At 68.5% G+C, this 21,893-nt stretch carries 17 protein-coding genes; 3 read left to right on the top strand and 14 right to left on the bottom strand.

Annotated elements, in window-relative coordinates:
* Positions 1 to 9: 9 nt before the first annotated feature.
* The 5 genes from JMV16_RS12390 to JMV16_RS12370 all read right to left on the bottom strand — a co-directional run bounded on the left by JMV16_RS12390 (position 10) and on the right by JMV16_RS12370 (position 8,085).
* Positions 10 to 888: a cytochrome c3 family protein gene (locus JMV16_RS12390; RefSeq protein ID WP_236580492.1), complete on the bottom strand. Its 879-nt coding sequence runs from the start codon at positions 886 to 888 to the stop codon at positions 10 to 12.
* On the bottom strand, positions 885 to 1,469 hold the full coding sequence (locus tag JMV16_RS12385) for a hypothetical protein (protein ID WP_236580491.1): 585 nt from the start codon (positions 1,467 to 1,469) through the stop codon (positions 885 to 887). Before JMV16_RS12385 ends, JMV16_RS12390 begins: the two co-directional genes overlap by 4 nt.
* Positions 1,469 to 2,716 carry a 2Fe-2S iron-sulfur cluster-binding protein gene (locus JMV16_RS12380; RefSeq protein WP_201494587.1) on the bottom strand — a complete coding sequence of 416 codons (1,248 nt, stop codon included), beginning with the start codon at positions 2,714 to 2,716 and terminating at the stop codon, positions 1,469 to 1,471. Before JMV16_RS12380 ends, JMV16_RS12385 begins: the two co-directional genes overlap by 1 nt.
* Positions 2,717 to 2,961: 245 nt before the next feature.
* Positions 2,962 to 5,610 (bottom strand): Ig-like domain-containing protein, encoded by a 2,649-nt coding sequence (locus JMV16_RS12375; protein WP_201494586.1) that lies wholly within the window; start codon positions 5,608 to 5,610, stop codon positions 2,962 to 2,964.
* A gap of 144 nt (positions 5,611 to 5,754) precedes the next feature.
* Entirely contained in the window at positions 5,755 to 8,085 is a 2,331-nt protein-coding gene (locus tag JMV16_RS12370; RefSeq protein ID WP_201494585.1) for a glycosyl hydrolase, read from the bottom strand.
* Between the two features lie 270 nt (positions 8,086 to 8,355).
* Here JMV16_RS12370 and JMV16_RS12365 point away from each other — a divergent pair, with 270 nt between their 5' ends.
* Together JMV16_RS12365 and JMV16_RS12360 are read left to right on the top strand one after the other, a co-directional pair.
* Entirely contained in the window at positions 8,356 to 9,681 is a 1,326-nt protein-coding gene (locus JMV16_RS12365; protein WP_201494584.1) for a hypothetical protein, read from the top strand.
* Between the two features lie 25 nt (positions 9,682 to 9,706).
* Complete coding sequence (locus tag JMV16_RS12360) at positions 9,707 to 11,473, top strand: hypothetical protein (protein ID WP_201494583.1); 1,767 nt, start codon at positions 9,707 to 9,709, stop codon at positions 11,471 to 11,473.
* A 138-nt stretch (positions 11,474 to 11,611) separates the two neighbouring features.
* Here the strand turns inward: JMV16_RS12360 and JMV16_RS12355 are convergent, their stop codons facing one another.
* The 6 genes from JMV16_RS12355 to JMV16_RS12330 form a co-directional block, all read right to left on the bottom strand.
* Positions 11,612 to 12,667 (bottom strand): ABC transporter ATP-binding protein, encoded by a 1,056-nt coding sequence (locus JMV16_RS12355; protein ID WP_201494582.1) that lies wholly within the window; start codon positions 12,665 to 12,667, stop codon positions 11,612 to 11,614.
* A 2-nt stretch (positions 12,668 to 12,669) separates the two neighbouring features.
* Positions 12,670 to 14,043, bottom strand: a complete 1,374-nt coding sequence (locus tag JMV16_RS12350) for a GH1 family beta-glucosidase (RefSeq protein ID WP_201494581.1) — start codon at positions 14,041 to 14,043, stop codon at positions 12,670 to 12,672.
* 28 nt (positions 14,044 to 14,071) lie between these two features.
* Positions 14,072 to 14,896, bottom strand: a complete 825-nt coding sequence (locus JMV16_RS12345; RefSeq protein WP_236580490.1) for a carbohydrate ABC transporter permease — start codon at positions 14,894 to 14,896, stop codon at positions 14,072 to 14,074.
* Between the two features lies 1 nt (position 14,897).
* Positions 14,898 to 15,806 carry a carbohydrate ABC transporter permease gene (locus tag JMV16_RS12340; RefSeq protein WP_201494580.1) on the bottom strand — a complete coding sequence of 303 codons (909 nt, stop codon included), beginning with the start codon at positions 15,804 to 15,806 and terminating at the stop codon, positions 14,898 to 14,900.
* A gap of 17 nt (positions 15,807 to 15,823) precedes the next feature.
* Positions 15,824 to 17,101, bottom strand: a complete 1,278-nt coding sequence (locus JMV16_RS12335; protein WP_201494579.1) for an extracellular solute-binding protein — start codon at positions 17,099 to 17,101, stop codon at positions 15,824 to 15,826.
* Between the two features lie 163 nt (positions 17,102 to 17,264).
* The gene (locus JMV16_RS12330; protein ID WP_201494578.1) at positions 17,265 to 18,326 is read right to left on the bottom strand and encodes a LacI family DNA-binding transcriptional regulator; all 1,062 of its coding nucleotides are present in this window, start codon (positions 18,324 to 18,326) and stop codon (positions 17,265 to 17,267) included.
* Between the two features lie 305 nt (positions 18,327 to 18,631).
* Here JMV16_RS12330 and JMV16_RS12325 point away from each other — a divergent pair, with 305 nt between their 5' ends.
* Positions 18,632 to 19,192: an ester cyclase gene (locus JMV16_RS12325; protein WP_236580489.1), complete on the top strand. Its 561-nt coding sequence runs from the start codon at positions 18,632 to 18,634 to the stop codon at positions 19,190 to 19,192.
* Between the two features lie 50 nt (positions 19,193 to 19,242).
* On the opposite strand, the gene JMV16_RS12320 is transcribed toward JMV16_RS12325, so the two are convergent.
* From JMV16_RS12320 to JMV16_RS12310, 3 genes are all read right to left on the bottom strand, one after another.
* Positions 19,243 to 19,650: a GFA family protein gene (locus JMV16_RS12320; RefSeq protein ID WP_201494610.1), complete on the bottom strand. Its 408-nt coding sequence runs from the start codon at positions 19,648 to 19,650 to the stop codon at positions 19,243 to 19,245.
* Positions 19,651 to 19,786: 136 nt separating this feature from the next.
* Positions 19,787 to 21,004, bottom strand: coding sequence for a CaiB/BaiF CoA transferase family protein (locus JMV16_RS12315; RefSeq protein ID WP_201494577.1), 1,218 nt, complete (start codon positions 21,002 to 21,004; stop codon positions 19,787 to 19,789).
* A complete protein-coding gene (locus JMV16_RS12310; RefSeq protein ID WP_201494576.1) occupies positions 21,001 to 21,867 on the bottom strand; it encodes a hypothetical protein in 867 nt (288 codons plus the stop codon). The genes JMV16_RS12315 and JMV16_RS12310 overlap by 4 nt, the downstream gene beginning before the upstream one ends.
* Positions 21,868 to 21,893 lie beyond the last annotated feature (26 nt).

Below are 21,893 nucleotides of genomic sequence, written 5' to 3'. Positions count from 1 at the left end.
CCAAGGGCCTCAGTCCCGCTTCCGCTCGCCCCGACCCCGACCTCCACCGCCCTTCTCGGGCTCGACGCGCGGGTCGCGGTGGCACTCAACGCAGTTCTCGAAGTTCGGGATGCCTTCTTCCAGATGCTCGGCCCGCACGTTTGCCAGCGAATGCTCATGGCAGCCGTAGCAGGTGTAGCGGCTGTAATCGTTGTTCTTGTGGCAGGTTTCGCAGCTGGCCTCATGGTCGCGGTCGAGCACAAAGTACTTGTCGTGGTCAAAGGTGGCCGGCTTCCAGGCCTCGGTCTTGTGGCAGGCCTTGCAGCTGCCCCGGATCTGGCGGTGCAGGCGGTCGGTCGGCGCGTTGTGGCAGCTCTGGCATTGATCGAGCGCGGCCTTGGCCAGCAGGGCGTGGTCGAAGTGCGCCGGCTTCCAGGCCTTGCTCTCGTGGCACTGCGAACATTCGACCTTCAGGTCGCGGTGCACGGTGTCCTTGGGCGCCGCATGGCATGAGGAGCAGCCATCACGCACCGTCGCCTTCAGCAACTCATGCGAGAACGGCTTGCGGCTGCGCTTGGTGAGCTTGGGCCCCTGGTGGTCGCTGTGGCACGCCATGCAGTCCTGCTCGATCAGCGCCTGGTGGAATGAGACCTTGATGGTGCCGGCGGCAATCGCAACGCCCTTGGTGGTGCGCAGGCCCACATCGGCGACGGCGTGGCATTCGACGCAGCGCCCCGACGATGCACCGCGCCACACCGCATGACAGGCAAAGCAATCGGTGGCCAGTTCGGCATGGCCCTTGACCAGCGGCCCCGGGCTCACCATCAGGTGGGGATAGGCGAAGGCCAGCGCCACCAGCACGACGAGGTTGAGCGCGATGACGATCAGCAGGACTGGGCGCTTTTTCACTTCCAGCCCCAGAACAGGAAGATGGCCACGATGTGTGCCGTGGCCAGCACGGCGAAGGCCAGCGTGATCGGGAAATGCACCAGGCGCCACTGCTTGACGACGTCGAAGGTCAGGCTGTCCCAGTAGAGGCGGTCCTCGAGTTCGGCTTCGGTCAGGCCGCGCTCCCGCATGCGCTGCCGGGCTTCCTCGAGGCGGCGTCGTGAGCGATCAAGGATGAACTTGCCGGTGAGCCCGCTGCCTACATTGATAAGCATGGCCGCCACAGCCAGCCAGCCGAGGATGGCGTTGAAATGAACGCCCGCGTGCACCAGCACCAGCAGCGATCCGCTCCAGGCCAGCACTTCGTGCCAGCGCAGCAGCCGGGCGGGATGCCCGCGTTGGATCAGCCTGCGCTTGCGCAGCGAATAGACGGTGGAGCCGATGATGGCCAGCACGCCGGGTATGCCCAGCCAGCGGCCGACCCACAGCAGATCGAGAATGTGCAGCAAGCCGTCGAGGGCCAGTGCGCCCAGCACCAGCGCGGCAAAGCTCGCCAGGAAGGGCAGTACCTCGCGGCGCAGTATCCGGGCCGGCAGGGGCATCAGGCCTCCAGCACGAGCGCGGACGAAGGCCGGCCCACGCAGAGCAGGCAATGGCCCGCGGCCACATCGTGGTCGGGCGCCTGTGCGTACTGCACCGAGCCCTCCAGCAGGCGGGTCTGGCAGCTGCCGCAGCCACCCGAGCGGCAGCCGGATTCGACCTCGACGCCGTGCCGCTCGGCGAAGTCGAGCAGCGACGCGTCGCGCCCGTCCCAGGCCAGGGTACGCCCCGAGCGCTGGAAGCTCACCTCGAAGCCGCTTGCCGACGGCGCCGCCGCTTCCTCGCCGCCCGGCAACTTCACGGACGCCGGGCCAAAGGCCTCGAAGTGGATATCGCCTGGCGGCACCCCCCAGGCGGCCAGCGCAGGCACCAAGGTCTGCATCATGGCGGGTGGGCCACAGACAAGGAAGGCGTGGCGTCCATGCGGCAGTGTGCGGCGCAGCAGTTCGCCGTCTACGTGGCCTCGATGCTGGTAGTCACGCCCTTGCAGGTCGGCCTCGCCCGGGCGGCTGTAGACAATGTTCAGGCGCAGCGCCGGATGCGACAGCGCAAATGCCTCGAGTTGCGTCTTGAAGGCGTGCTCGTGGCCGTTGCGCATGCCGTAATAGAGGTGCACCGTTCGCTGCGGCTGCTGCGCGATGCACCAGCGCAGCATGCACATCATCGGCGTGATGCCTATGCCGCCGGCGATCAGCACCGCCGGCAGGTTCGGATCCTCATCGATGAAGAAGTGCCCGCCCGGGGCCTTCACGCGCAGGATGTCGCCGGCCTGCACATGGTCATGGAAGTGGTTGGACGACAGGCCGGGCGCGAACCCGGGGTGGTCGACGGGTGGCGGCACGCGCTTGATCGTCACCCGATAGTGCGCCGGATCGGGTCGATCAGACAGGGAGTAGCAGCGCGTGATCGCGCGCTTGGCGACCGATCCGTCCGCGGCGGGCACGCCGACATCGAGGCCGAAGGTCAGGAACTGGCCCGGCTTGAAGGCCGGCAGCGGCTGGCCATCCGCAGGCTGCAGGTAGAACGAGCACTGCGTCTGCGCTGCGTCCTCGAACTCACGCCGCTCGACCCTGAACTCGCGCCACCCCGCCCAGGCGGCACGCGCCTTGGCGGCCGTTGCCGCACCCGCAGTGGGGGGCGGGGCCATGGCCGCACCTGAGCGTTGCCGCCAGACCATCCAGCCCAGCCCCACCATCAATTGCAGCAGCAGCGCAGCGGCGATCAAGGCAAGGAGTTCGGCGGCCGTCATGGCGGGTGGCTTGCGGGTGAAGAGACGACCGGCAGGGCCATCACACAAGCCGATTCTGGGTGCCGATGCCGCCGCATTCTTGACCGGCATCAAGGGCCGGGCCGAGTCCGACGCCTGCTCAGAATTCCTTAATCTCCCTCGGCCCCGCCGGCCGTCACAGGGCCGGCGGCGGCCGCAGCGCCGGCGCTATCACTTGACGGTCAATTCCTTGGCGCCGCCCCGACCCAGCGGCGCCAACGCCTCGCTCAATTGATGAAGGAGATCGGCCCCATGTTGATGAAGGTGGGATAGGAGGGCGGCACGCTGGGCACGGTATTGACGTAGTTGAGGTTGGCGCCCGACAGGCGCACCACCACGGCGCCCACGGCCGACCAGATGCTGTTGACGGTATAGGCACCGCCGCAGCTCTGCGTGAGCGTGAACTCGGTCTTGGCGATCAGGTAATCGGCGCCAGCGCCGATCTTCTGCGCCGCCACGGTCTTGGTGATCTCCGGCCGGCCCGAGGGGTTGGTGCAGGCGACATTGGCGGGGCCCTGGAGGAGCACGTCGACCTGAGCGGTGAAGTTGGGCTTTTCCCAGGATTCGGCGTCGCCCCAGAACTTGAGCTTGACCTTGGCAAAGGCCGAGGCATCGGCCGTGGTGTCGCCGGGCGCGTTGACGAAGGCGCCGAAGAAGGCGTCGGCGAAGGTAGGCGATGCCGGCTTGCCGATGCCGTAGAAGAAGTTGTGAACACCGGCCGGGTCTTGCGCGCTGCCGCTGACGGAACCGTCCTCGAAGACCTTGACCGCAAAGAGGCGGGGGTCGACGAAGAAGCCCACCGTGCCCCCCTTGTCCGAGCGCGCCGTATTGGCGCCCAGGTTGCCCGAGTAGTCACTGGCGAAGATGCCGCCCGTGAAGCTGCCGGGCGCCACGCCACCCCCCGCGGCCGTGCCGGTGAAGTGGATGTTGTCGACGTAGATGGTGCCGGCCACGTTGGGCTCGAGCTTCATCTGGATGATGCGCGTCAGGTCGGGCGAGGTGTACTGCGAGAGGTCGATGTCGATCGCAGTCCAGCGGCCTGCCGTCAGGGCCTTGGAGATGGCATTCTCGGCCCCGCCACCGATCAGCGAAACCTTCAGGCTGGCCACGTCGGCGGTCCACACATCCAGGTGCAAAGTGCCCTTGGCGGCCACGTTCTGCGGGCTGCCGGCCCAGTCGATGCCTTCGTAGAGCGCGGTGCCGCCGAAGGTGTATTTGAGCGAGGTGTTGCCCGCGATCACCGGCTCGGCAAAGACCACGGCAGGGCTCTGGCCCCAGTCGGGGTTCTTGATGATGCCGGCCACGCTGGCGGCATCGCTGTAGATCACGGTGGAGCCGGCCGCGATGGCGGTGGTGGGCGCGCAGGTGGGCGCGGTCGTGCCGCAACTGGTGCCGCCGGCAGCTGCGCCGTGGAAGTAGATGTTGTCGACATGGATCGTGCCGGCAACATTGGGCTCGAGCTTGATCTGGATGATGGCCGTCTTGTCGGGCACTGTGTACTGCGCCAGATCGATGTCGATGGCGTTCCAGCTGCCGGCCGTGAGCGCCTGGGTGACGGCGTTTTCCTTGCCGGCGCTGATGATGGACACCTTCAGGCTGGTCACGTCGCCCGGGAACACATCGAGGTGCAGGCGGGTCTTGCTCGACACGTCGACCGGGCTCGCGGCCCAATCGATGCCTTCGTAGAGCGCGGTGCCGCCAAAGCTGTACCTGAGCGAGGTGTTGCCCGCGATCACCGGCTCGGCAAACCCCACGGCCGGGCTCTGACCCCAGTCGGGGTTCTTGATCAGACCACCGATGGCGGCGGCATCGCTGTAGATCACGGTGGCGCCCGCCGGGATGGCGGTGGTCGGCGCGCAGGTGGGCGCGCTGGTGCCGCAGCCGGCGGCGGGAGCTGCGGCACCGAAGGCGAGGTCGTCGAAGTAGTAGGTCTTCTGCACCGCCGCGGCGCGGGCGCGGCCGAAGTCGAAGAAGACCGTGGGCTTGTTGTAGTTGAAGGCCAGGTTCAGCGCCGCCGTGCCGGCAACCTGGCTGGCAAAGTTGAAGCTCAGCGTCTGCCAGCCCGCGGCCGTGGTGACGGTGGCCTCGGTCTCGACCGACTTGTTGGGGTCGCCCGAGTCTTCGACCTTCAGCCGCACCGGGATGCCGGCATCGGGCGACCACACGCGCAAGGTCATCGTGGTGTCGCTGGCGGTGAAGGGAATCCTGGGCGCCAGGCCCGTCTGCACGCCGGCCGCGGTGGTGGCGGTGATCGTGGTGCCGGCAAAGACTTCGGCACCGGCGGCGCGCACCACCCGGCCCACCTGGTTGGCGGCGTTGGTGGGGTCGGCCGCGATGCTGGAATCCTCGGCGCCGCCGAAGCCGGCCAGGCCGTAGCCGATGCCGCCGAGGTCGAAGCTGACCGGCAACGCCATCTGCGTCAGCACCACCGAGCTGAAGGCCTTTTGCGCGCTGGCGGCGGCGGCACTGCGGTTGCCGGCCCCGTCGCTGAAACTGCCCGCCGCGATGCTGATGGACATCGTGCCGGCGCTGTTGGCCGTGGGTGTGACAACCAGGGTGGCCTGCGTGCCGCTCACCTTGGTGAAAGCCCCCGCCGTGCCGCCGGTGACGGTGACGTCGTCGGCCGTGAAACTGGCGCCCACGTCCTCGCTGAAGACGAAGCTGAAGGTCACCGGGCCGCTGGCCGTCGCGGCGGGCGTGTCGTCGAAGATGGCCACCGTGGGCGCCGCGGTATCGGGCCCCGGCGCCGTGCTGGGCGCATTGATGGCCGAGGCCCCCGGCGGCGGTGACGCATCGCCACCCCCGCAGGCAGCCACCAGCAACGATGCCGCCGCCGCCGTGGCGGAATGGGCGAAGAACTTGGCGAATCGGTTCATGGTGTCTTCCTGACTGGCGCGAGGATCGATGGCGCCGCTATCGGTGGTACGGTTCATGAAGCGTTGAAAGCGCTTTCACGATCAGCTTACGGCGTGCGTGCCGGCATGGCAAGCGCCGCCGGCCCTGTGCTTTCCCTTAGGCCCTCAAGGCAGGCGGCCCAGCACCCCGGGGGCGACGATCAGCTGCTTGCCGTCGCTGAAGCGCACGGTGATCGGCACCTTGCCGGCATTGAAGGCGAGGTAGTGGCGCTGTCCCTCGGCACGCTTGAACACCTGGTAGAGCGCGGTGTCGGCGGTGACGCCGAAGTCGGGCGTGCCCAGGGCCTGCAGGCTCGCGATCCAGTGCAGCGTGTGGCTGGCGGTGTTGCCATCCTGTACGCTGCCGCGCGGCTTGTACTGCGCCAGCGCCGCGGCCGGGTCGGCGAGGGCCAGCACCTTCGCGAAGATGTCCTGCCAGATGTCTTCTGGCGGCGGGTTGGGCGGAAACTTGCCGCGCTGCCTGTAGGCCGCGCTCTCGGCGTCCATCGCCGCCAGATTGCGCTTGATGAAGGCCGGATCGCGCCCCAGGTAGGTTGAGAAGCCCGCCACCGGCAGCAGGTTGATGCCGTGGATCTGGCGCGGCTCGTCGGTCCACCAGGTGTTGTGTACAAACATGCCGCCGAACACCATGCTGGTCTCGGCGGGCTTGTAATCTGGCGGGAAGACGAGGCGGTAGAGGTCGAACCAGTAGTGGTCTATCGCATTCGTCTCGTTGGCATAGAGGTAGATGCCGAGGTCACGCAGTTCGCGGTTGCCCGTGACCTCGCCCCACAGGATGAGCCCGGCCCAGGCGTTGACGGCTTCGCTGCTGGATTCCTGGTTGTTGCCGAAGTTGCCATACTTGTCGACCCCGCCTATGCCAACGGCCCAGGAATGGCCCTCGTAGGCGTCGTAGTTGCGGATATAGGGAAACCCGGCGCTGCCGCGCTGGGTGTGGGCGATGTCGCTGATGAGCAGTTCGATCATCGCGCCCCACTGGTCCTTGGCGGCCCATTGCGGGTCGCGCAGCGCAATCTCGGCCGCTGCGCGTATCCAGTAGCCGTAATGGAAGTGGTGGTCGTTCATCTGCTCGACCGAGAAGAACTCATCGGGGTAGGCCACCACCGTTCCCAGGCTGCGGTCGAGCATGAAGTAGCTGGCCTTGCCCTTGCCGCTGAACCAGAACTCCATGCGCTCCTTGGCCAGCGCCAGCAGCTGGTCGCGTTCGCCGATCCTGCCCTGCTGCTCGGCCACCGCCGCCAGCTGCGTCAACTTCGTGAGGCCCTGGCCCGCCCAATAGACGCTGACGCGCCAGTTGTCCGGGTTCTCGCGGCTGGGCAGCAGGTCGCGCCGGCGCCTGAAGTCGCGCTTGAATTCGTCTTCCAGCGCCACCAGGCCCGGCCCTCCGGTGACCCCTGGCCAATGCGGCAGAAAGCCCTGCCACGGCCGCTCGGTGGTAAATGCGGGGGCCGCCAGCAGCCGCAGCTTGCCGCGCACGGTGTCGTAGACCGGGCCCAGCTTGCCGGCCACGGTCTGGTTCTCGTGCCAGTGGTGGGGGTAGAGGCCCAGCAGCGGGCCGTGGTCGGGCCCTTCCAGCACGCGCGTGGTGGCGGCAAAGCGCGTCTGCACCTTGCCGGCCGCGGCGTCGTAGTTCCAGGCCACGGCGGTGTCGGTAACGAAGGCATAGGCGTGGCGGGCCAACAGCTGCAGGGTCTCGGGCCTGTCGTCTGGCAGTGCCGCGGCCGAGAAGAAGCCCTTGCCCTCGGGCAGGCGGCCCGCCCATTCGGTGGGCGATACCTGCTCCCAGCGCACGCCACCGGGGCCGAAGATGACATAGCTCGTACCGTTCACGCGCAAGCCCAGCTGGCGGGCATCGGTGACGGCCGCCAGGCGCTCGCCCGGCGCTGCCAGGCGGATGCGCACATCGCCGCGGCTGAGCTGGAAGTAGGCATAGGGGCTGCCATGGGCGATGGTGGCCAGAAGCTGGTCGGCACCGCGCGCCATGGCGATGTCGACGGCCCAGTCGGACGCGCGTGCCAGCCGCGCCGGTTCGGGCTCGAAGGCCAGAGGCGAGAAGATGAGCGCGGCCTCATGCGGAAAGGCCACCACATGCTCGGGCCTGACCGCAAACGGGATCAGCTCGGCTGCCTCCTGGCGGCGCGGCAGCGCCATCTCCAGGCCGGCCGGGGTGGTCTTGAAGCTCAGGGGCTGGGCGAAAACCGGGCCGGGCCTGGCATTGAAGGCGACCGTCGAATACCACTGGCTGCTGGGGGCAGCCTGCTTCAGCATGGCCTCGGTGCGCCAGGGCGCGGCCGGAGGCGGCTTGTCGCTGCCCTTGGGCTGCAGCAGCACAGTCGCAGCGCCCAGCCGCAGGGTCGGCGGCGTCTGGGCCCAGGCGCCGACGGCCCCACCCAGGGCGAGTGCCAAGCCCCACAGAACCTGCTTGATGCGCGTCATAGCCATGCTCCACTCGGCCGGATCGACCCTGCCGATCCACATTATTGAAAGCGCTTTCACGAATCGATCTCGGGGCTTACCCGCAGCCTCGGCCGCAGGCCCGCCAGGCCCGCGGGAAAACACGGGGCGCGCCGCCGTTGACGCCAAGATGGGCCATGGACTAATCTGTTGAAAGCGCTTTCACACGTTTCTCGCATGAGGCCGCTTTACGGCTCCATGGCCCGGATCCCCCACCATTCCCTCCCGCGCGCCCTGCCCGGCGTCAAGCACATGAAACCACTCTCGCCGTCCCGCATGCCCCACCTGATCGCGGCTGCCGTCGGGCTGCTGCTCGCGGGTTCAGCGCAGGCCATCGACTTCGGCCCCTTCAGCCTGACCGGCTTTGCCAAGGCCGAGGCGACGCCGGTCTGGCCCTACTGCGACAACTGCCAGGTGGCCACGGGCGAAGACAAGCAGCGCTTCTGGGCCGACCAGATCCGCCAGAACCAGAGCTACGGCAGCCATGTGGCCACCCTGACGCTGTTCCAGCCCTACCTGGGCGTGAAGGCCGAGGTCGGCGGCGGCGTCAAGGTGGGCGCCCTGCTGAGCCAGCGCTACCGCGACGGCAAGGAAGACTTCAAGGGCTTCTACTACGACCGCAACGCCTACGTCAGCCACGACGATTACGGCAGCCTGCGCGTGGGGGCCATGACGACGCGCGGCTGGAGCGTGGCCGACTATCCCTACGGCAGCGCGGTGGGCGTGGCCGATGCCTGGGGCTCCAGCGGCGCCGGCTACGGCATCCTCACGCGCGCCCTGCGCCTGTCCTCGAGGCCGCTGGACGTGGCCGAGGGCGATCTCGTGCTGGAGGCCACCTATGACATCGGCAAGGCCGGCTGGAAGAAAAACAAGCCGCAGTTCCTGGAGCTTTATGCCCAGTACCACAAGGGCGATCTGGTGGTCGACGCGATGTGGCAGTGGGCCAAGAACGGCACGCCCTCGGCCTTCGGCCACGGCGTGTTCACCGGCCTCACGCCCTTCCCGGCCGACGACGCCAAGCTGGGCAGTTCCAGCCAGGGCATTGCGATGGTCATGGGGCGCTACCAGGTCGACGGCAACGTCGAGATCTCGGGCGGGCTGCGCGCCAACCGCTGGAGCGGCGCCTATGCCGTGGTGACCACCCCGCCCAATACCCACACCGGCACCGGCCTGGTCGAGGATGCGCGCTGGAACAACATGTTCAACGTCGACTGGTCCCGCGATCTGGGTGGCGGCGTATTCAAGGGCTACCCGGCCACCTCGGTGGACCTGATGCTGGGCCTGCGCTACCGCAGCGGCCCGTGGACCGCTTCCACCGGCATGGTGCATCTGGGCGCGGCGTCCACCGCCAACCCCTCGGACCGCGGCCAGTCCAACTCGGCCACCATCAACACGCTGGGCCTGAACTACAACTTCCGCAACGGCTTCGAAGCCTACGCCACGCTGGGCATGGTGCAGTACGCGAGGCAGGGCCTGGCACCGCTGTCCATGCCCAGCAACTCGGCCTTCAGCAATGTCGATTCCCGCGTCAAGACGCGCGGCAACTGGCTCACCCTGGGTGGGGTCTATGTCTTCTGAAATGCATGCATCCGAGGTCAAGGCCATGAAGCACACACTCCTGTCCGATGCCCTGCCCGCCCGCACCGGCCGCTGGATGCGCGCCGCGCTGGCGGCCACGCTGGCGGCCACGCTGGTGGCCTGCGGCGGCGGTGGCAGCACGCCCGTCACCGGCGTCGAAGTGAGCAAGCAACGCCCGCTGAGCGCCGAGTTCACCACGCGCAAGGCGGTCAACTACTCGCCCTTCCGCACCTTCAACCGCGACACCGAAGTCATCACCAAGGCCATGATCAAGCAGGACATGGACCTGCTGGTGGCCGGCGGCTTCGGCCTCATCCGCCTGTTCGACAGCTCGGACATGGTGGCGCGGCAGACGCTGGAAGTCATACGCGACAACAGCCTCGACATCAAGGTCTACCTGGGCGCCTACCTGCAGGGCTACGGCAACAGCAAGAGCACGGCCAATGATGCCGAGGCGGCACGCGCCATTGCGCTGGCCAACCAGTTCTCGGCCATCGTGCTGGCAGTGAGCGTCGGCAACGAGATGCTGGTGTTCGACTTCAACAAGATCGACAACCCTGCCACGCTGGCGGGCTACATCACCCGGGTGCGCAACGCCATCAACCAGCCCGTCACCACTGACGACAACTACGGCTTCTGGAAGTCGGCGCCGCACACCATCACCGACACCGTCGACTTCGTCGCGCTGCACACCTATGTCGAACAGGACACGGTGTTTGCCGAGGGCGTGTGGGACTGGCAGCAGATTGCCGCCGCCCCCGCCAGCCGCGCCACGGCGATGATGGACGCGGCCATCGCCGCAACCAAGGTGCAGTACGGCGCGGTGCGCAGCTATCTCGACTTTGCCGGCCTGCCCCACCTGCCCATCGTCGTGGGCGAGACCGGCTGGCACGCGGTCAACACCGGCGGCGGCGGCGGCAACCTGCCCTTCCGCGCCAGCCCGGCCAACCAGAAGATGTTTGTCGACCGCCTGCGCGCCTGGGAGGCCCTTGATCGCACCGGCGCCGGCCCGCGCACCGTCTTCGTCTTCGAGGCCTTCGACGAGCCCTGGAAGCTGGACGACAACTTCTGGGGCATGTTCACGGTGGACCGCAAGGCGCGCTGCGCCATCCAGGCTCTCCGGCCCGACGGCACTGCCGCCGGCAGCGCCACCTGGGTCCACGACAAGTCCTCGCCCTGCGACGCAGCCAGTGCCCTCTCGTTCCAGACGCTGGACGTGGGCACGGCGGTGGCCGCCAGCCGTTTCACGGTGTTCGCCGATGCCGCCACGGCCGGCGAGGCCGTGCAGGCCGGCGGCGACTGGGCCGCCTTCGGCAAGCAGACCGGCGGCGTCACGGCCGACCGCCCGCTGAGCAGCGCCAGCTTCGCCCCGGGCGACGGGCCGCAAAGCCTGGAGATCACGCCGACACCGGCCGACTACGGCTGGGGCATCCTGCGCTTCGGCACCGCCAGCAACCTCTCGGCCTTTGCCGGCGGCAGCCTCACGGCCTGGATCAAGACTGCCGGCTACCCGGGCAAGATCGAGATCGGCATCAGCACCGACACCGAAGACCGCAAGGGCGCCGAAGCCTTCCTGCAACTGGCGCCGGGCGACTTCAGCTACTGCAACACCGGCGCCTGGTGCAAGGTGACGATTCCGGTCGCGGCCTTCCTGGCCGTGAACCCCAGGCTGGACCTGCGCGCCGTGCTGCTGCCCTTCGTGATCGCCGACCGCTACGCCTTCACCGGCAAGCCGCTCAACACCACGGGCCTGCCCAGGATCGCCATCGACAACATCTACTGGTCGAAGTAAGCCCACCTGGCGGCGCACGGCCTTTGGCCGTGTGCCGCCCGCCTTTTTGAAGCGGCGGGTGCGATCACGGAAAGAAAAAGCGGGCAAGGCCCGCTTCAAAAATGCTGGCGGCCTCAAGGCCGCGAGTTCGCGAAAACCTCAGGCGGCCAACCGCTGCTCGGCGTCGAAGGCCAGGGCCCAGGCGGCATCGGGCACCAGGCCCACGTCCTGGCCGGCGGCGATGCCGCCATGCTCGGCACCAACCTTGGCGCTCAGCAACTCGGCCAGGCCGTCCACGCGCAGGTGGATGATGGACGAATCACCCAGGTGCTCGGCCAGCGCGACGCGGGCCGGTATGCCTTGGGCCGCTGCCACCAGCCGCAGATGCTCGGGCCGCAGCCCGGCGCGCTGTGTTTGCGCCGGCGCCTGGCCCGCCACCGCCGCCCACAGGGCCCGGTGGGCCGCACTGGCGTCTGCGCCGGGACGGTCGACGAGATTGATCCTGGGTGCACCGATGAAGGTGGCAACGAACTCGTTGGCCGGGCGCGTGTACAACGCCATGGGTGCGCCGAGTTGTTCGACATGGCCCTTGTTGAAGACGGCAATGCGGTCACCCATGGTCATGGCCTCGACCTGGTCATGGGTGACATAGATCATCGTCGTGCCCAGCTCCTTGTGCAGCCGCGTCAGCTCGATGCGCATGTTCACCCGCAGTGCCGCATCCAGGTTGGACAGCGGCTCGTCGAACAGAAACACCCGGGGCTTGCGCACGATGGCGCGGCCTATGGCCACGCGCTGGCGCTGGCCGCCCGACAACTCCTTGGGGTAGCGGGCCAGCAGCTCGGTGATGCGCAGGATCTCGGCCGCGCGGCCCACTTGCAGCCGCCGTTCGGCCTTGGCCACGCCGGACATCTCGAGCGCAAAGCCCATGTTCTCGGCCACGGTCATGTGGGGGTAGAGCGCATAGCTCTGGAACACCATGGCCGTGCCGCGGTCGGCCGGGCGCAGCTCGTTGACACGCTGGCCATCGATGCTGATCTCGCCGCCGCTGATGTCTTCCAGGCCCGCAATCATGCGCAGCGTGGTGCTCTTGCCGCAGCCGCTGGGGCCGACGAAGACGAGGAACTCGCCGTCCTTCACCTCCAGGTCTATGCCCTTGATGACGTGGGTGTCGCCGTAGCTCTTGCGCAGGCCGCTGAGTCTGACCTGTCCCATCGTCACGCTCCCACCGGCACGGCGCGGCTGGATGCGCGCAGGGCCTGCTGTTGCTGAAGAAAGCCGCGGTACCAGAGCGCGCTGTCCTTCAGCGTGCGCTGCTGGGTCTGGAAATCGACGTGTACGATGCCAAAGCGCTTGGCATAGCCCGAAGCCCACTCGAAGTTGTCGAGCAGGCTCCACAGCATGTAGCCGGCCATGGGCACGCCCTGGCGCAGCGCCTCGGCCACCGCGGCGATGTGGGCCGCGACATACGCCGTGCGGGCGGCGTCGTGGACGCGGCCGTCCTGCACCACGTCGTCGAAGGCGCCGCCGTTCTCGGTGACGAAGAGCGGCGGCACCGGGTAGTCGCGCCGCAGGCGCAGCAGCAGCTCGGTCAGGCCCTCGGGATAGATCTCCCAGCCCATGGCCGTGACTTCCAGGCCGCTCTGCGCCACGTCCCAGGGCCCCTGGGCGCTGGCCACGGCGCGCGTGTAGTAGTTGAGGCCCAGGAAGTCCAGCGGCTGGGCGATGGCGTCCAGGTCGCCGTGCTGGATCTGCGGCGCGTCGGCACCGAGGAAGTCGACGATGTCCTGCGGGTAGCGGCCGTGGAACAGCGGGTCCATGTACCAGCGCAACAGGCGGCCGTCCTCGTGGCGGGCCTGGGCCTGGTCGGCCGGCGCATCGGTGGCGGCGTGTACCGGGCTCAGGTTGAGCACGATGCCCAGCTGGGCACGGCTGCCGTCGGCGCGCAGCGCCTGCAGTGCCAGGCCATGGCTCAGCAGCAGGTGGTGGGCCACTTGCATGGCCAGCCGCCGGTCGCGCAGGCCCGGGGCGAAGACACCGTTCTCGTGGCCCAGCGTGGCCACGACCCAGGGCTCGTTGTGGGTGGTGATGCTGGCCACGCGGTCGCCCAGGCGGCGCGCCACGCCACGCGCGTAATCGACGAATCGGTGTACGGTGTCACGGTGGCCCCAGCCGCCCTGGTCTTGCAGCGCCTGCGGCAAGTCCCAGTGGTTGAGCGTGAGATAGGGCGTCAGGCCGCGCTGCAGCATGCCGTCGACCAGGCGCTCGTAGAAGTCGAGCCCGGCGGCGTTCCAGGCGCCGCTGCCTGCGGGCTGAACGCGCGGCCAGCTGATGCTGAAGCGGTAGGCATCGATGCCCAGGCCTTGTGCGATGTCGAGGTCCGCTTCCCAGCGGTGGTAGTGGTCGCAGGCGACGTCGCCATGGCTGGCGTCGGCGATGGCGCCGGGTACGCGGCAGAAGCTGTCCCAGATGGAGGGCGCCTTGCCGCCCAGGCTGGCCCCGCCCTCGATCTGGAAGGCGCTGGTGGCCACGCCCCAGACGAAGTCGGCGGGGAAGGCAGCGCTGGGGATCGGGGTCTCGGGTGCGGTCATGGCAGGGGCGATGGAGTGGAATGCGGTACTACTTGACGGCGCCGGCCGTGAGGCCGCTGATGAGCTGCCGCGACGACAGCATGAAGAGGATGACGAGCGGAATGGTGGCAATGGCCGAGCCCGCCATCAGCGCGCCCCATTCGGTGTCGACCGGGCTTTGCAGGCTGCGCAGGGCCAGCGGCAGCGTGTACATCTCGGGGCTGCGCATCACGATCAGCGGGCCGATGAAGTTGTTCCAGCTGGCGATGAAGGTGATCAGGCCCAGCGTGCCCAGGGCGGGCCGCAGCAGCGGCAGCACGATGCGCCAGTAGATGCGCAGCTCGCCGCAGCCGTCCATGCGCGCGGCCTCGATCAAGTCCTTGGGCACCGAGGCGACGACGAACTGCCGCATCAGGAAGATGCCGAAGGCGCTGGCCGCACCGGGGATGTAGAGCGCACGCGGCTGGTCTATCCAGCCCAGCACGTCCATGATCATGAAGGTGGGGATCATGTTCATGAAGCTGGGCAGCAGCATGGTCGCCATCACGAAGGCGAAGAGCGCGTTCTTGTAGCGGAACTCGAACAGCCCGAAGGCATAGCCGCCCATGCTGCAGAACAGCAACGTGAGCGCGGTATTGGCCACCGCCACGTAGAGGCTCCAGCCGAGGTTGCGCCAGAACGGAATGCGGCTGGTCAGGATGCGCAGGTTGTCCAGGAAGTCGCCGCCGAACAGCAGCGGCGGCGGCAGGCTGAAGATCTCGGTGCGCGTGTGCGTGGCAAACACGAACATGAAGTAGAAGGGCGCCAGCATGATCAGCGCGCCCAGGCCGACCACGGCGTAGGCGGCCCAGGGGGCGAGCTTTTCGGTTCTCAACTCAACCCCCTGCGGTGCGCGGCTTGAAGGCCAGGTTGGTGAGCCAGGTGAGCACCACCACCACGAAGAACAGCAGCCACGACATCGCGCTGGCGGCGCCGAAATCGTTGAAGTCGAAGGCCATGCGGTAGAGGTAGATGGCGGTGGTCATGCCCGACTGGTCGGAGCCGCCGCGGCCGCCGGTGAGGATGAAGGGCTCCTCGAAGATCTGCAGGCCGCCGATGACGCTGAGCGTGACGCCGAAGAAGATCATGGGCTTGAGACTGGGCAGCGTGATGCGCCAAAACTGCTGCAGGCGCCCGGCGCCGTCCATCGCGGCGGCTTCGTAGAGATCCTTGGGGATGGTCTGCAATGCGGCCAGGTAGAGCACGACGTTGAAGCCGACATAGCGCCAGAAGACGATCATCGCGATGGCCGGCTTGATGTTCTCGGGCGCGCCCAGCCAGTCGATGGGCTCGGCTCCGAACAGGGTGCCCAGGCCCAGGTTGACGAGGCCGAAGTCCTTGGAGAACAGGCTGCTGAACATGATGGCGATGGCCACCGTGCTGGTGATGTAGGGCAGGAAGTAGGCGCCCACGACGCCGTTGCGCAGGCGCTTGAAGCTGGTGTGGATGAACACCGCCAGCGGAATGGCCACCAGATGCTGAGGCACGCCCGAGGCCACGGCCAGCCACGCCGTGTTCTTCAGGCTCTTCCAGAACCATTCGTCCTGCAGCGCAAAGGCGAAGTTGTCGAGCGCGACGAACTGCATCGCGTCCAGCCCGCTGGTCGGCTCCCAGCTCTGGAAGGCCAGGTAGAGCGAGAAGCCCAGCGGAAACAGGCCGAAGACGAGAAAGAGGACGACGAAGGGGCTCAGCAGCACATAGGGCGTGATGCGAGGGGAAAGACGCAGCGAGGACGGCAGCTTCATGGAGGACTTTCCGCAACTCAGCGCCGGGCGCGCTTTTCCAGCAGGCGGGCGGCGTCGGCCAGCGCGGTGGCGATGTCCTTGCCCTGGTCGAGCACCTTGTCGAGTTCGGTGTCGATCACCTCGGCGGCAAAGGCGTCCTGCTTGTGCACGCTGGGCGCCGTGATCCTGCGCGTGGCCTCGCGCCACAGCAGCCGCGCCGGCTGGCCGCCGAGAAAGGCGATGGGCTGCTCGAAGAAGGGGTCGTCATAGGCCGAGAGCAGGGCGGGGAAGGCGTCCTGGCTCTTGAAGGCGGCCAGCTGCTGGGTGCGCTCCAGCGTCATCATCTCGATGAACTGCCAGGACAGCGCCTTGTTCGCCGCCTTGGCTGCGCGCGGTATCGCGAGAAAGGTGCCGCCATAGGCAGCGAAGGCGCCCTCGGGCAGCTGGGCCGCACGCCACTTGCCGCGCGTGTCGGGCGCCAGCCAGTTGTTCAGGTGGCCGGCCAGCCAGGCGCCCGACATCTGCGTGGCCAGCGTGCCGCGCTTGAAGCCCTCGCTCCACTCGTTGGACCAGGCCGAGACGCGGGCATCGAGCCGCTGGCGGCGGATCTCGCGCGCCAGCGTGAAGGCGCGCACGAAGCGTGGCGTCGTCACCAGCACGCGGCTGTCGCTGTCGAAGTACAGGCCCTCGCCGGGCTGCAGGCCGGTGCGGATCAGCAAGTCCTTCATGTCGCGGGCATGGGCCAGCAGGTAGGCGCCGGTCGTGCGCTTGATCTTCACGCCGGCGGCCACATAGCTGTCCCAGGACCGGGTCAGCTCGGCTTCGCTGACGCCGGAGCGGGCCAGCACGTCGGTGCGCAGCAGCAAGGTGCCGGGGCCGATGTCGGCCGGCGCGGCCACGATGGCCCCCTTGCGGTTGGTGGCCTGGGCCACGGCATAGGGCACGTAGCGACTGGCGTGGCGGCCTATGGCATAGGGCGGCTGGGCCAGATCCTCGAGCCCGCCGCCGGTGGCGAAGCGGCCCACATAGCCCACTTCCAACGCCATCACGTCGGGCAGGTAGACGCTGGTCGAGAGCGCCGTCGTCATCGCCGTGTGGTGGTCGTTGAACTCGCGGCTCACCACCTTGATGTCGACGTTGGGATGCAGCTTCTTCCAGGCCGGGATGGCGGCCCTGACGATCTCGTCCACTGCCGGGAAGGCGGCCACGGTCAGCACCTGCTGCGCCAGGGCCGGCCCTGGTCCCGCCAGGGCGCTGGCTGCCGCCAGGGCCAGCCAGGCCCGGCGCAGCAACAGGCGGCCGGCCTCGTGGTTCATCGTCGCGGGTCTCCCTTGGTTTGCCGTGCGGCCATGCAGGTTCGACGGCATGAAAGCGCTTTCACAATTTAAGGGGCAGACACCGGCCTGTCAATCGAGGGTTATCGAGCAGCGCTGCCCTGCAGCCGCGGCGCCACGGCCGGCGCACGCGGGCGGAAAGCCGTCAGCGCTGGCGCGGCTCGCGGCTGCTTTCGCGGGCGATGAAGCGCGGTGGCGGCAGCCTTGCCGTGGGCTGCTCGCCGGCCAGCAGCTGCAGCATGGCCGCGCCGGCGATCTGCCCCAGCTCGTAGACCGGGTGGTGGACGGTGCTGAGCGGCGGCACGGTGTAGAGGGCGCCGGCCAGGTCGTCGAAGCCGACCAGCGAGACATCGTCGGGCACGCGCAGATGGCGGCGGTGCAGGGCCAGCGCGGCGCCGAAGGCCATCTGGTCATTGGCACTGAAGATGGCGGTGAAGGCCTCGCGGCTGTCGAGCAGGCGCTCCACCGCCATGCGTCCGCTGTCCTCGGTGTACTGGCCCGGCGCCACCAGATCCTGCTCGAAGGGCACTCCGGCGGCCAGCAGGGCGGCACGGTAGCCGCGCAGGCGCTCCTTGGCGTCGGGGTGGCGCGGATCGCCGGCTATGAAGGCGATGCGGCGGTGGCCCAGATCCAGCAGGTGCTGGGTGGCCAGGCGCCCACCTTCGAAGTTGTCGAAGTTCAGCGCATAGAGGCCGGGCGCCTTGAGCTGGCGGCCGGTCACCACCAGCGGCAGCTGCTGCGCATAGGCGGCCAGCGCGCTGTCGCCCAGGCGTGCGGTGAGCACGATGATGCCGTCCACGCGGCGCGAGCGCAGCATGTCAATGCAGCGCGTCTCATGCGCGGCGTTCCAGTGGCCGCTGACGAAGAGCGGGCTGTAGCCGGCGCGGCTCAGCTCGTCTTCCACGCCGCGCAGCGCGCCGCCGAAGAACGGGCTGTCGATGGTTTGCGTGACCACGCCGACGCTGAGCGTGCGCCCGCCCGCCAGCCCGCGCGCCACCGGGTTGGGCACGAAGCCCAGGCGCGCAATGGCCTCGTCCACCGCGGCGCGCTTCTCGTCGGCGACGACGGCCGTGCCGTTGAGGATGCGCGACACCGTGCTGGGCGAAACGCCGGCCGCCAGCGCCACCTGCTCCAGCGTCACCCTCGTGTCGGCCTGCGCCGCGGCGCCGCCCTTCCTGCCCACGCGGGCCACGGTCTTGGTCTTCATGCCACCCGCCCTTTTGAATGGGCGGCAGTTTAAGCGTCACCCCAACGCTAGCTGCAAGCCGGCCTGCAGCCGGATTGCAGCCGCCTTGCCGGGCCTGCCCAGCCGCCCGCCGCCCGGGCCGACGACGGCATCGAAGGCCCGCTTCCCGGGCCCTGGATCCCGTGCCCATTGTTCGGGATTCAGGGTCAGTCAGTCCCGCCGGCGGCTGTTTATCGCAACGGCACCCGCTCCTAGAGTTCCCTACACCGCAGCAAGCCCGCTGCGCCAGGTCGGATGGCCACCCCCACCCCATCCAGGAGCACCCCATGACGATCCGCAAGTCCCTCGCCGCTGTCGCGGCCGCCGCAATGCTGGCCGCCGCCGGCGCCGTCTACGCCCAGACGCTGGCCGAGAACCCCACCACGCCGCCGCCCAAGCCGGAACGCCAGGCACCCGCGGTCGAGAAGAACCTGAAGATCTTCGACACCTTGGACTTCGAGGTGTTCAGCAACCAGAAATGGGACGATCTGCACGAGAGCCATGCCAAGGACATCGTCGTGACCTGGCCCGATGGTCACGAGACCAAGGGCATACACCGTCACATCGAAGACCTGAAGGCGCTGTTCGTGTTTGCGCCCGACATCGCTATCAAGACGCATCCCATCCGCTTCGGCTCGGGCAGCTGGACGGCCGTGACCGGCGTGATGACCGGCACCTTCACCCAGCCTATGCCGCTGCCCGATGGCCGGCTGATCCCGCCCACCGGCAAGCGCTTCGCCATCGGCATGGCCACCATCGGCCACTGGAAGGACGGCACGATGGATCACGAATGGCTGTTCTGGGACAACCAGGACTTCATGAACCAGATCGGCCTCGGCGCCCAGTAAGCGCGGCACCGGCAGCCGCAGCCGCCGCGGCGGCTGCAGCGGCAGACGGCCTACCAGGCCACCTGTTCGTCGCTGCCGCCGAAGCTGGCCGGAAAGCCAGCGAAGTGCGGCAGTTCGTCCTTCACCGGCACCAGCGCCTCCTTGCACATGATGTGCAGCTGCGGCTTGAAGACGCCCGGCGGCAACAGGTAGGCGCTGATGCCGTGTACGCCCATGCCGACGGGGTCGCCGAACAGGTAGGTGCCGCAGTGGGCACAGCGCGTGCGCTGGTTGTCCTTCAGCGCCCACTTGAAGGTCTTGCCCTCGGTCACCTCGACGCCGGCATGCGGGTAGACCGAATAGGGCACGCAGCCGCCGCCGGCGATGCGCTGGCAGTCGGTGCAATGGCAATAAAGGTCGGCCACGGGCTCGCCGCTGAGCTTGATCTTGACCTGGCCGCAATGGCAGGCGATGTTCATGTCGGGCACGCTTGTCTCCTCGTTCAGGGTGTTGTCGGACGCTGGCTCTGCACGGCATGCCCAGGGGCTGCCGCGCCGAACACTAGCGCGATTCGGCCGCCAGGCAAACACTTTCGCGGCAGACCGGCACGGGGCTTCAGGCCGTGGCGCCGGCCGGGGCCGCGAACACCGAGCCATCGGCCAGCAGTTCGTCGACGTCGGCGCCCGTGCAGCCCAGTTCCTCCAGGATGCGCAGCGACTCCCAGCCGCGCGGCTGGGCCGCGCCGCGCCGCGACGGGTAGTCGCCATCGAAGCGGATGGTCGGGCGAATTGCAACGGTGACCCCTTCGGTGGGGTGCTCGTCGGGCTGCAACAGGCCCACGGCCTGCAGATGCGGATCGTTGGGCAGCGTTTCCAGCGTGTGGCAGGGCTTCACCGCGATGTCGGCACGGCCGAGTATGTCCAGCCACTCGGCCGTGGTCTTGCCGGTCAGCGGCGCGCCGCGGATGGCGAACCAATCCTTCACGTTCCTTGCCCGCGCCGCCACGCTGGCATAGCGCGCGTCGTCCAGCAACTCGTCGCGGCCCACGGCCTTGAGGAAGGCGCGCACCTGGGGGTCGGTGTTGATGGTGAAGGAAATCCAGCCATCGGCGGTCTGCACCGGCCGGTTGTGCGGGCTCAGCAGGCGCAAGTCACCCGCCGGCCCCACCGGCGGCTCGAAGCTGTGCTGGGCCAGGTGCTCCTGCAGCACGAAGGCGGCCATGGTCTCGAACATCGGCACCTCGATGCTGCAGCCCGCGCCGCTGGCCTGCTGGCGCGTGATGGCGGCGAGGATGGAGCCGGCGGCGATTTCACCGACGACGTGGTCGCAGATCAGCATGGGCACATAAGCCGGCGCACCGTCGCGCGCCAGCGTAAGCCCCGTCATGCCCGAGGCGGCCTGCACGACGCTGTCGTAGGTCGGGTGGCCGGCATAGGGGCCGTCGGTGCCATAGCCGGTGATGAGGCAGTAGATCTTGCCGGGGTGGCGGGCGCGGATCGTGGCATCGTCCAGCCCCAGGCGCTGCAGCGCCTGCGGGCGCATATTCGCGACGACGACATCGGACCAGGCCACCAGCTTGTCCATCAGGCGGCGGGCCGCGGGCTTCTTGAGGTCGCAGCAGATGTTGCGCTTGCCACGGTTGAAGTGCAGGTAGGAGCCCGAGTGCTGGCCGGTGGGCGACAGGCCGCCCAGGCCGCGCATCAGGTCGCCGTCGGGGCTCTCGACCTTCACCACCTCGGCGCCGTACTGGGCCAGGCGCGAGGTACACACGGGGCCCACCACCACGCTCGTCAGGTCCAGCACCTTGACGCCCTTCAAGGGCTCGAACTTCATCTTGTTTCCAGTTCCATCTCGGCCGCGATGCGGCCGTGGTCGTCGCAGGCGCGCAGGCGCCAGCGCGGGCCCTCGCGGTCGGCAGTGAGCGTGACGGGCTGTCCGCAGAACAGCGGGGCCAGGTTCTTCATGCGCAGGCGGCGTGCCTCCAGCCCGAGATCGTTGCGGGCAAACTCGGTCAGCAGCAGCGTGATGAGGCCGCCATTGACCACCAGGTCCGGATAGCCCTCGACATCGCGCGCATAGCTCTTGTCGCTGTGGATGCGGTGCGAATTGAAGCCCAGGGCCGAGAACTGGAACAGCAGGATCTCGTCGGGCACCAGGGTCTTCTGGTGCGTGGCCGTGACGGCCTGCCGGCGCCCGGCGCCGGCCTTGTAGCCGCCACCCGGCGCCAGCATCAGAAAGCTCTGGGTCTCGGCCACCGCGAGTTCGGACCTGCCGGCCACCCGGATCTCGTGCGCCACCGTGACGCTGGCCGAAGGCCTGTCGCCGCGATTCCTGTGCTCCAGCGTGAGGATGGCGCTCGACCGCTGGACCGCCGCCCCCACCGGAATCTCGCCCAGGTACTCCACGCAACGCCCGGTGGCCAGCAATCTCGGCAGGCCGAGATCCGGCAGGGCCACGCCCAGGCCGGGATAGCCGTCGGCACGCAGGGCCGAGCGCCGCGTCTCGGCGCCGAGCAGGATGAAGTGCCAGCCCGTCGGCAGCGGGCTTGCGGCCTCGATGGTGTCGGGGTCGAGGTCCAGCATCGCCGCCACGCGCCGGGCGGTGGCGACGGTGCAGATCTCGGTGCGCAGGTCCGGTTCGAAGGCGCCGGCTTCGACCTCTGCTGTTTCGGGCCGGGCCGGGTTCAGGTCGGACATGGCTGGGCAGCGAAGTCGCCTGTCTT

Source organism: Rubrivivax sp. A210 (assembly GCF_904426505.1).
In the GTDB taxonomy this organism is placed as follows: domain Bacteria; phylum Pseudomonadota; class Gammaproteobacteria; order Burkholderiales; family Burkholderiaceae_C; genus Rubrivivax.
The sequence above is the reverse complement of the archived record's forward strand: the minus strand, read 5'-3'. Positions and strand labels throughout refer to the sequence as shown.

Bases quoted from the DNA above. Each gene is read 5' to 3' on its own strand.
- JMV16_RS12385 (WP_236580491.1), bottom strand. From the start codon at position 1,469: ATGCCCCTGCCGGCCCGGATACTGCGCCGCGAGGTACTGCCCTTCCTG.
- JMV16_RS12335 (WP_201494579.1), bottom strand. From the start codon at position 17,101: ATGAACCACGAGGCCGGCCGCCTGTTGCTGCGCCGGGCCTGGCTGGCC.
- JMV16_RS12315 (WP_201494577.1), bottom strand. From the start codon at position 21,004: ATGAAGTTCGAGCCCTTGAAGGGCGTCAAGGTGCTGGACCTGACGAGC.
- JMV16_RS12370 (WP_201494585.1), bottom strand. From the start codon at position 8,085: ATGACGCGCATCAAGCAGGTTCTGTGGGGCTTGGCACTCGCCCTGGGT.
- JMV16_RS12325 (WP_236580489.1), top strand. From the start codon at position 18,632: ATGACGATCCGCAAGTCCCTCGCCGCTGTCGCGGCCGCCGCAATGCTG.
- JMV16_RS12320 (WP_201494610.1), bottom strand. From the start codon at position 19,650: ATGAACATCGCCTGCCATTGCGGCCAGGTCAAGATCAAGCTCAGCGGC.
- JMV16_RS12330 (WP_201494578.1), bottom strand. From the start codon at position 18,326: ATGAAGACCAAGACCGTGGCCCGCGTGGGCAGGAAGGGCGGCGCCGCG.
- JMV16_RS12340 (WP_201494580.1), bottom strand. From the start codon at position 15,806: ATGAAGCTGCCGTCCTCGCTGCGTCTTTCCCCTCGCATCACGCCCTAT.
- JMV16_RS12375 (WP_201494586.1), bottom strand. From the start codon at position 5,610: ATGAACCGATTCGCCAAGTTCTTCGCCCATTCCGCCACGGCGGCGGCG.
- JMV16_RS12310 (WP_201494576.1), bottom strand. From the start codon at position 21,867: ATGTCCGACCTGAACCCGGCCCGGCCCGAAACAGCAGAGGTCGAAGCC.
- JMV16_RS12355 (WP_201494582.1), bottom strand. From the start codon at position 12,667: ATGGGACAGGTCAGACTCAGCGGCCTGCGCAAGAGCTACGGCGACACC.
- JMV16_RS12365 (WP_201494584.1), top strand. From the start codon at position 8,356: ATGAAACCACTCTCGCCGTCCCGCATGCCCCACCTGATCGCGGCTGCC.
- JMV16_RS12350 (WP_201494581.1), bottom strand. From the start codon at position 14,043: ATGACCGCACCCGAGACCCCGATCCCCAGCGCTGCCTTCCCCGCCGAC.
- JMV16_RS12380 (WP_201494587.1), bottom strand. From the start codon at position 2,716: ATGACGGCCGCCGAACTCCTTGCCTTGATCGCCGCTGCGCTGCTGCTG.
- JMV16_RS12360 (WP_201494583.1), top strand. From the start codon at position 9,707: ATGAAGCACACACTCCTGTCCGATGCCCTGCCCGCCCGCACCGGCCGC.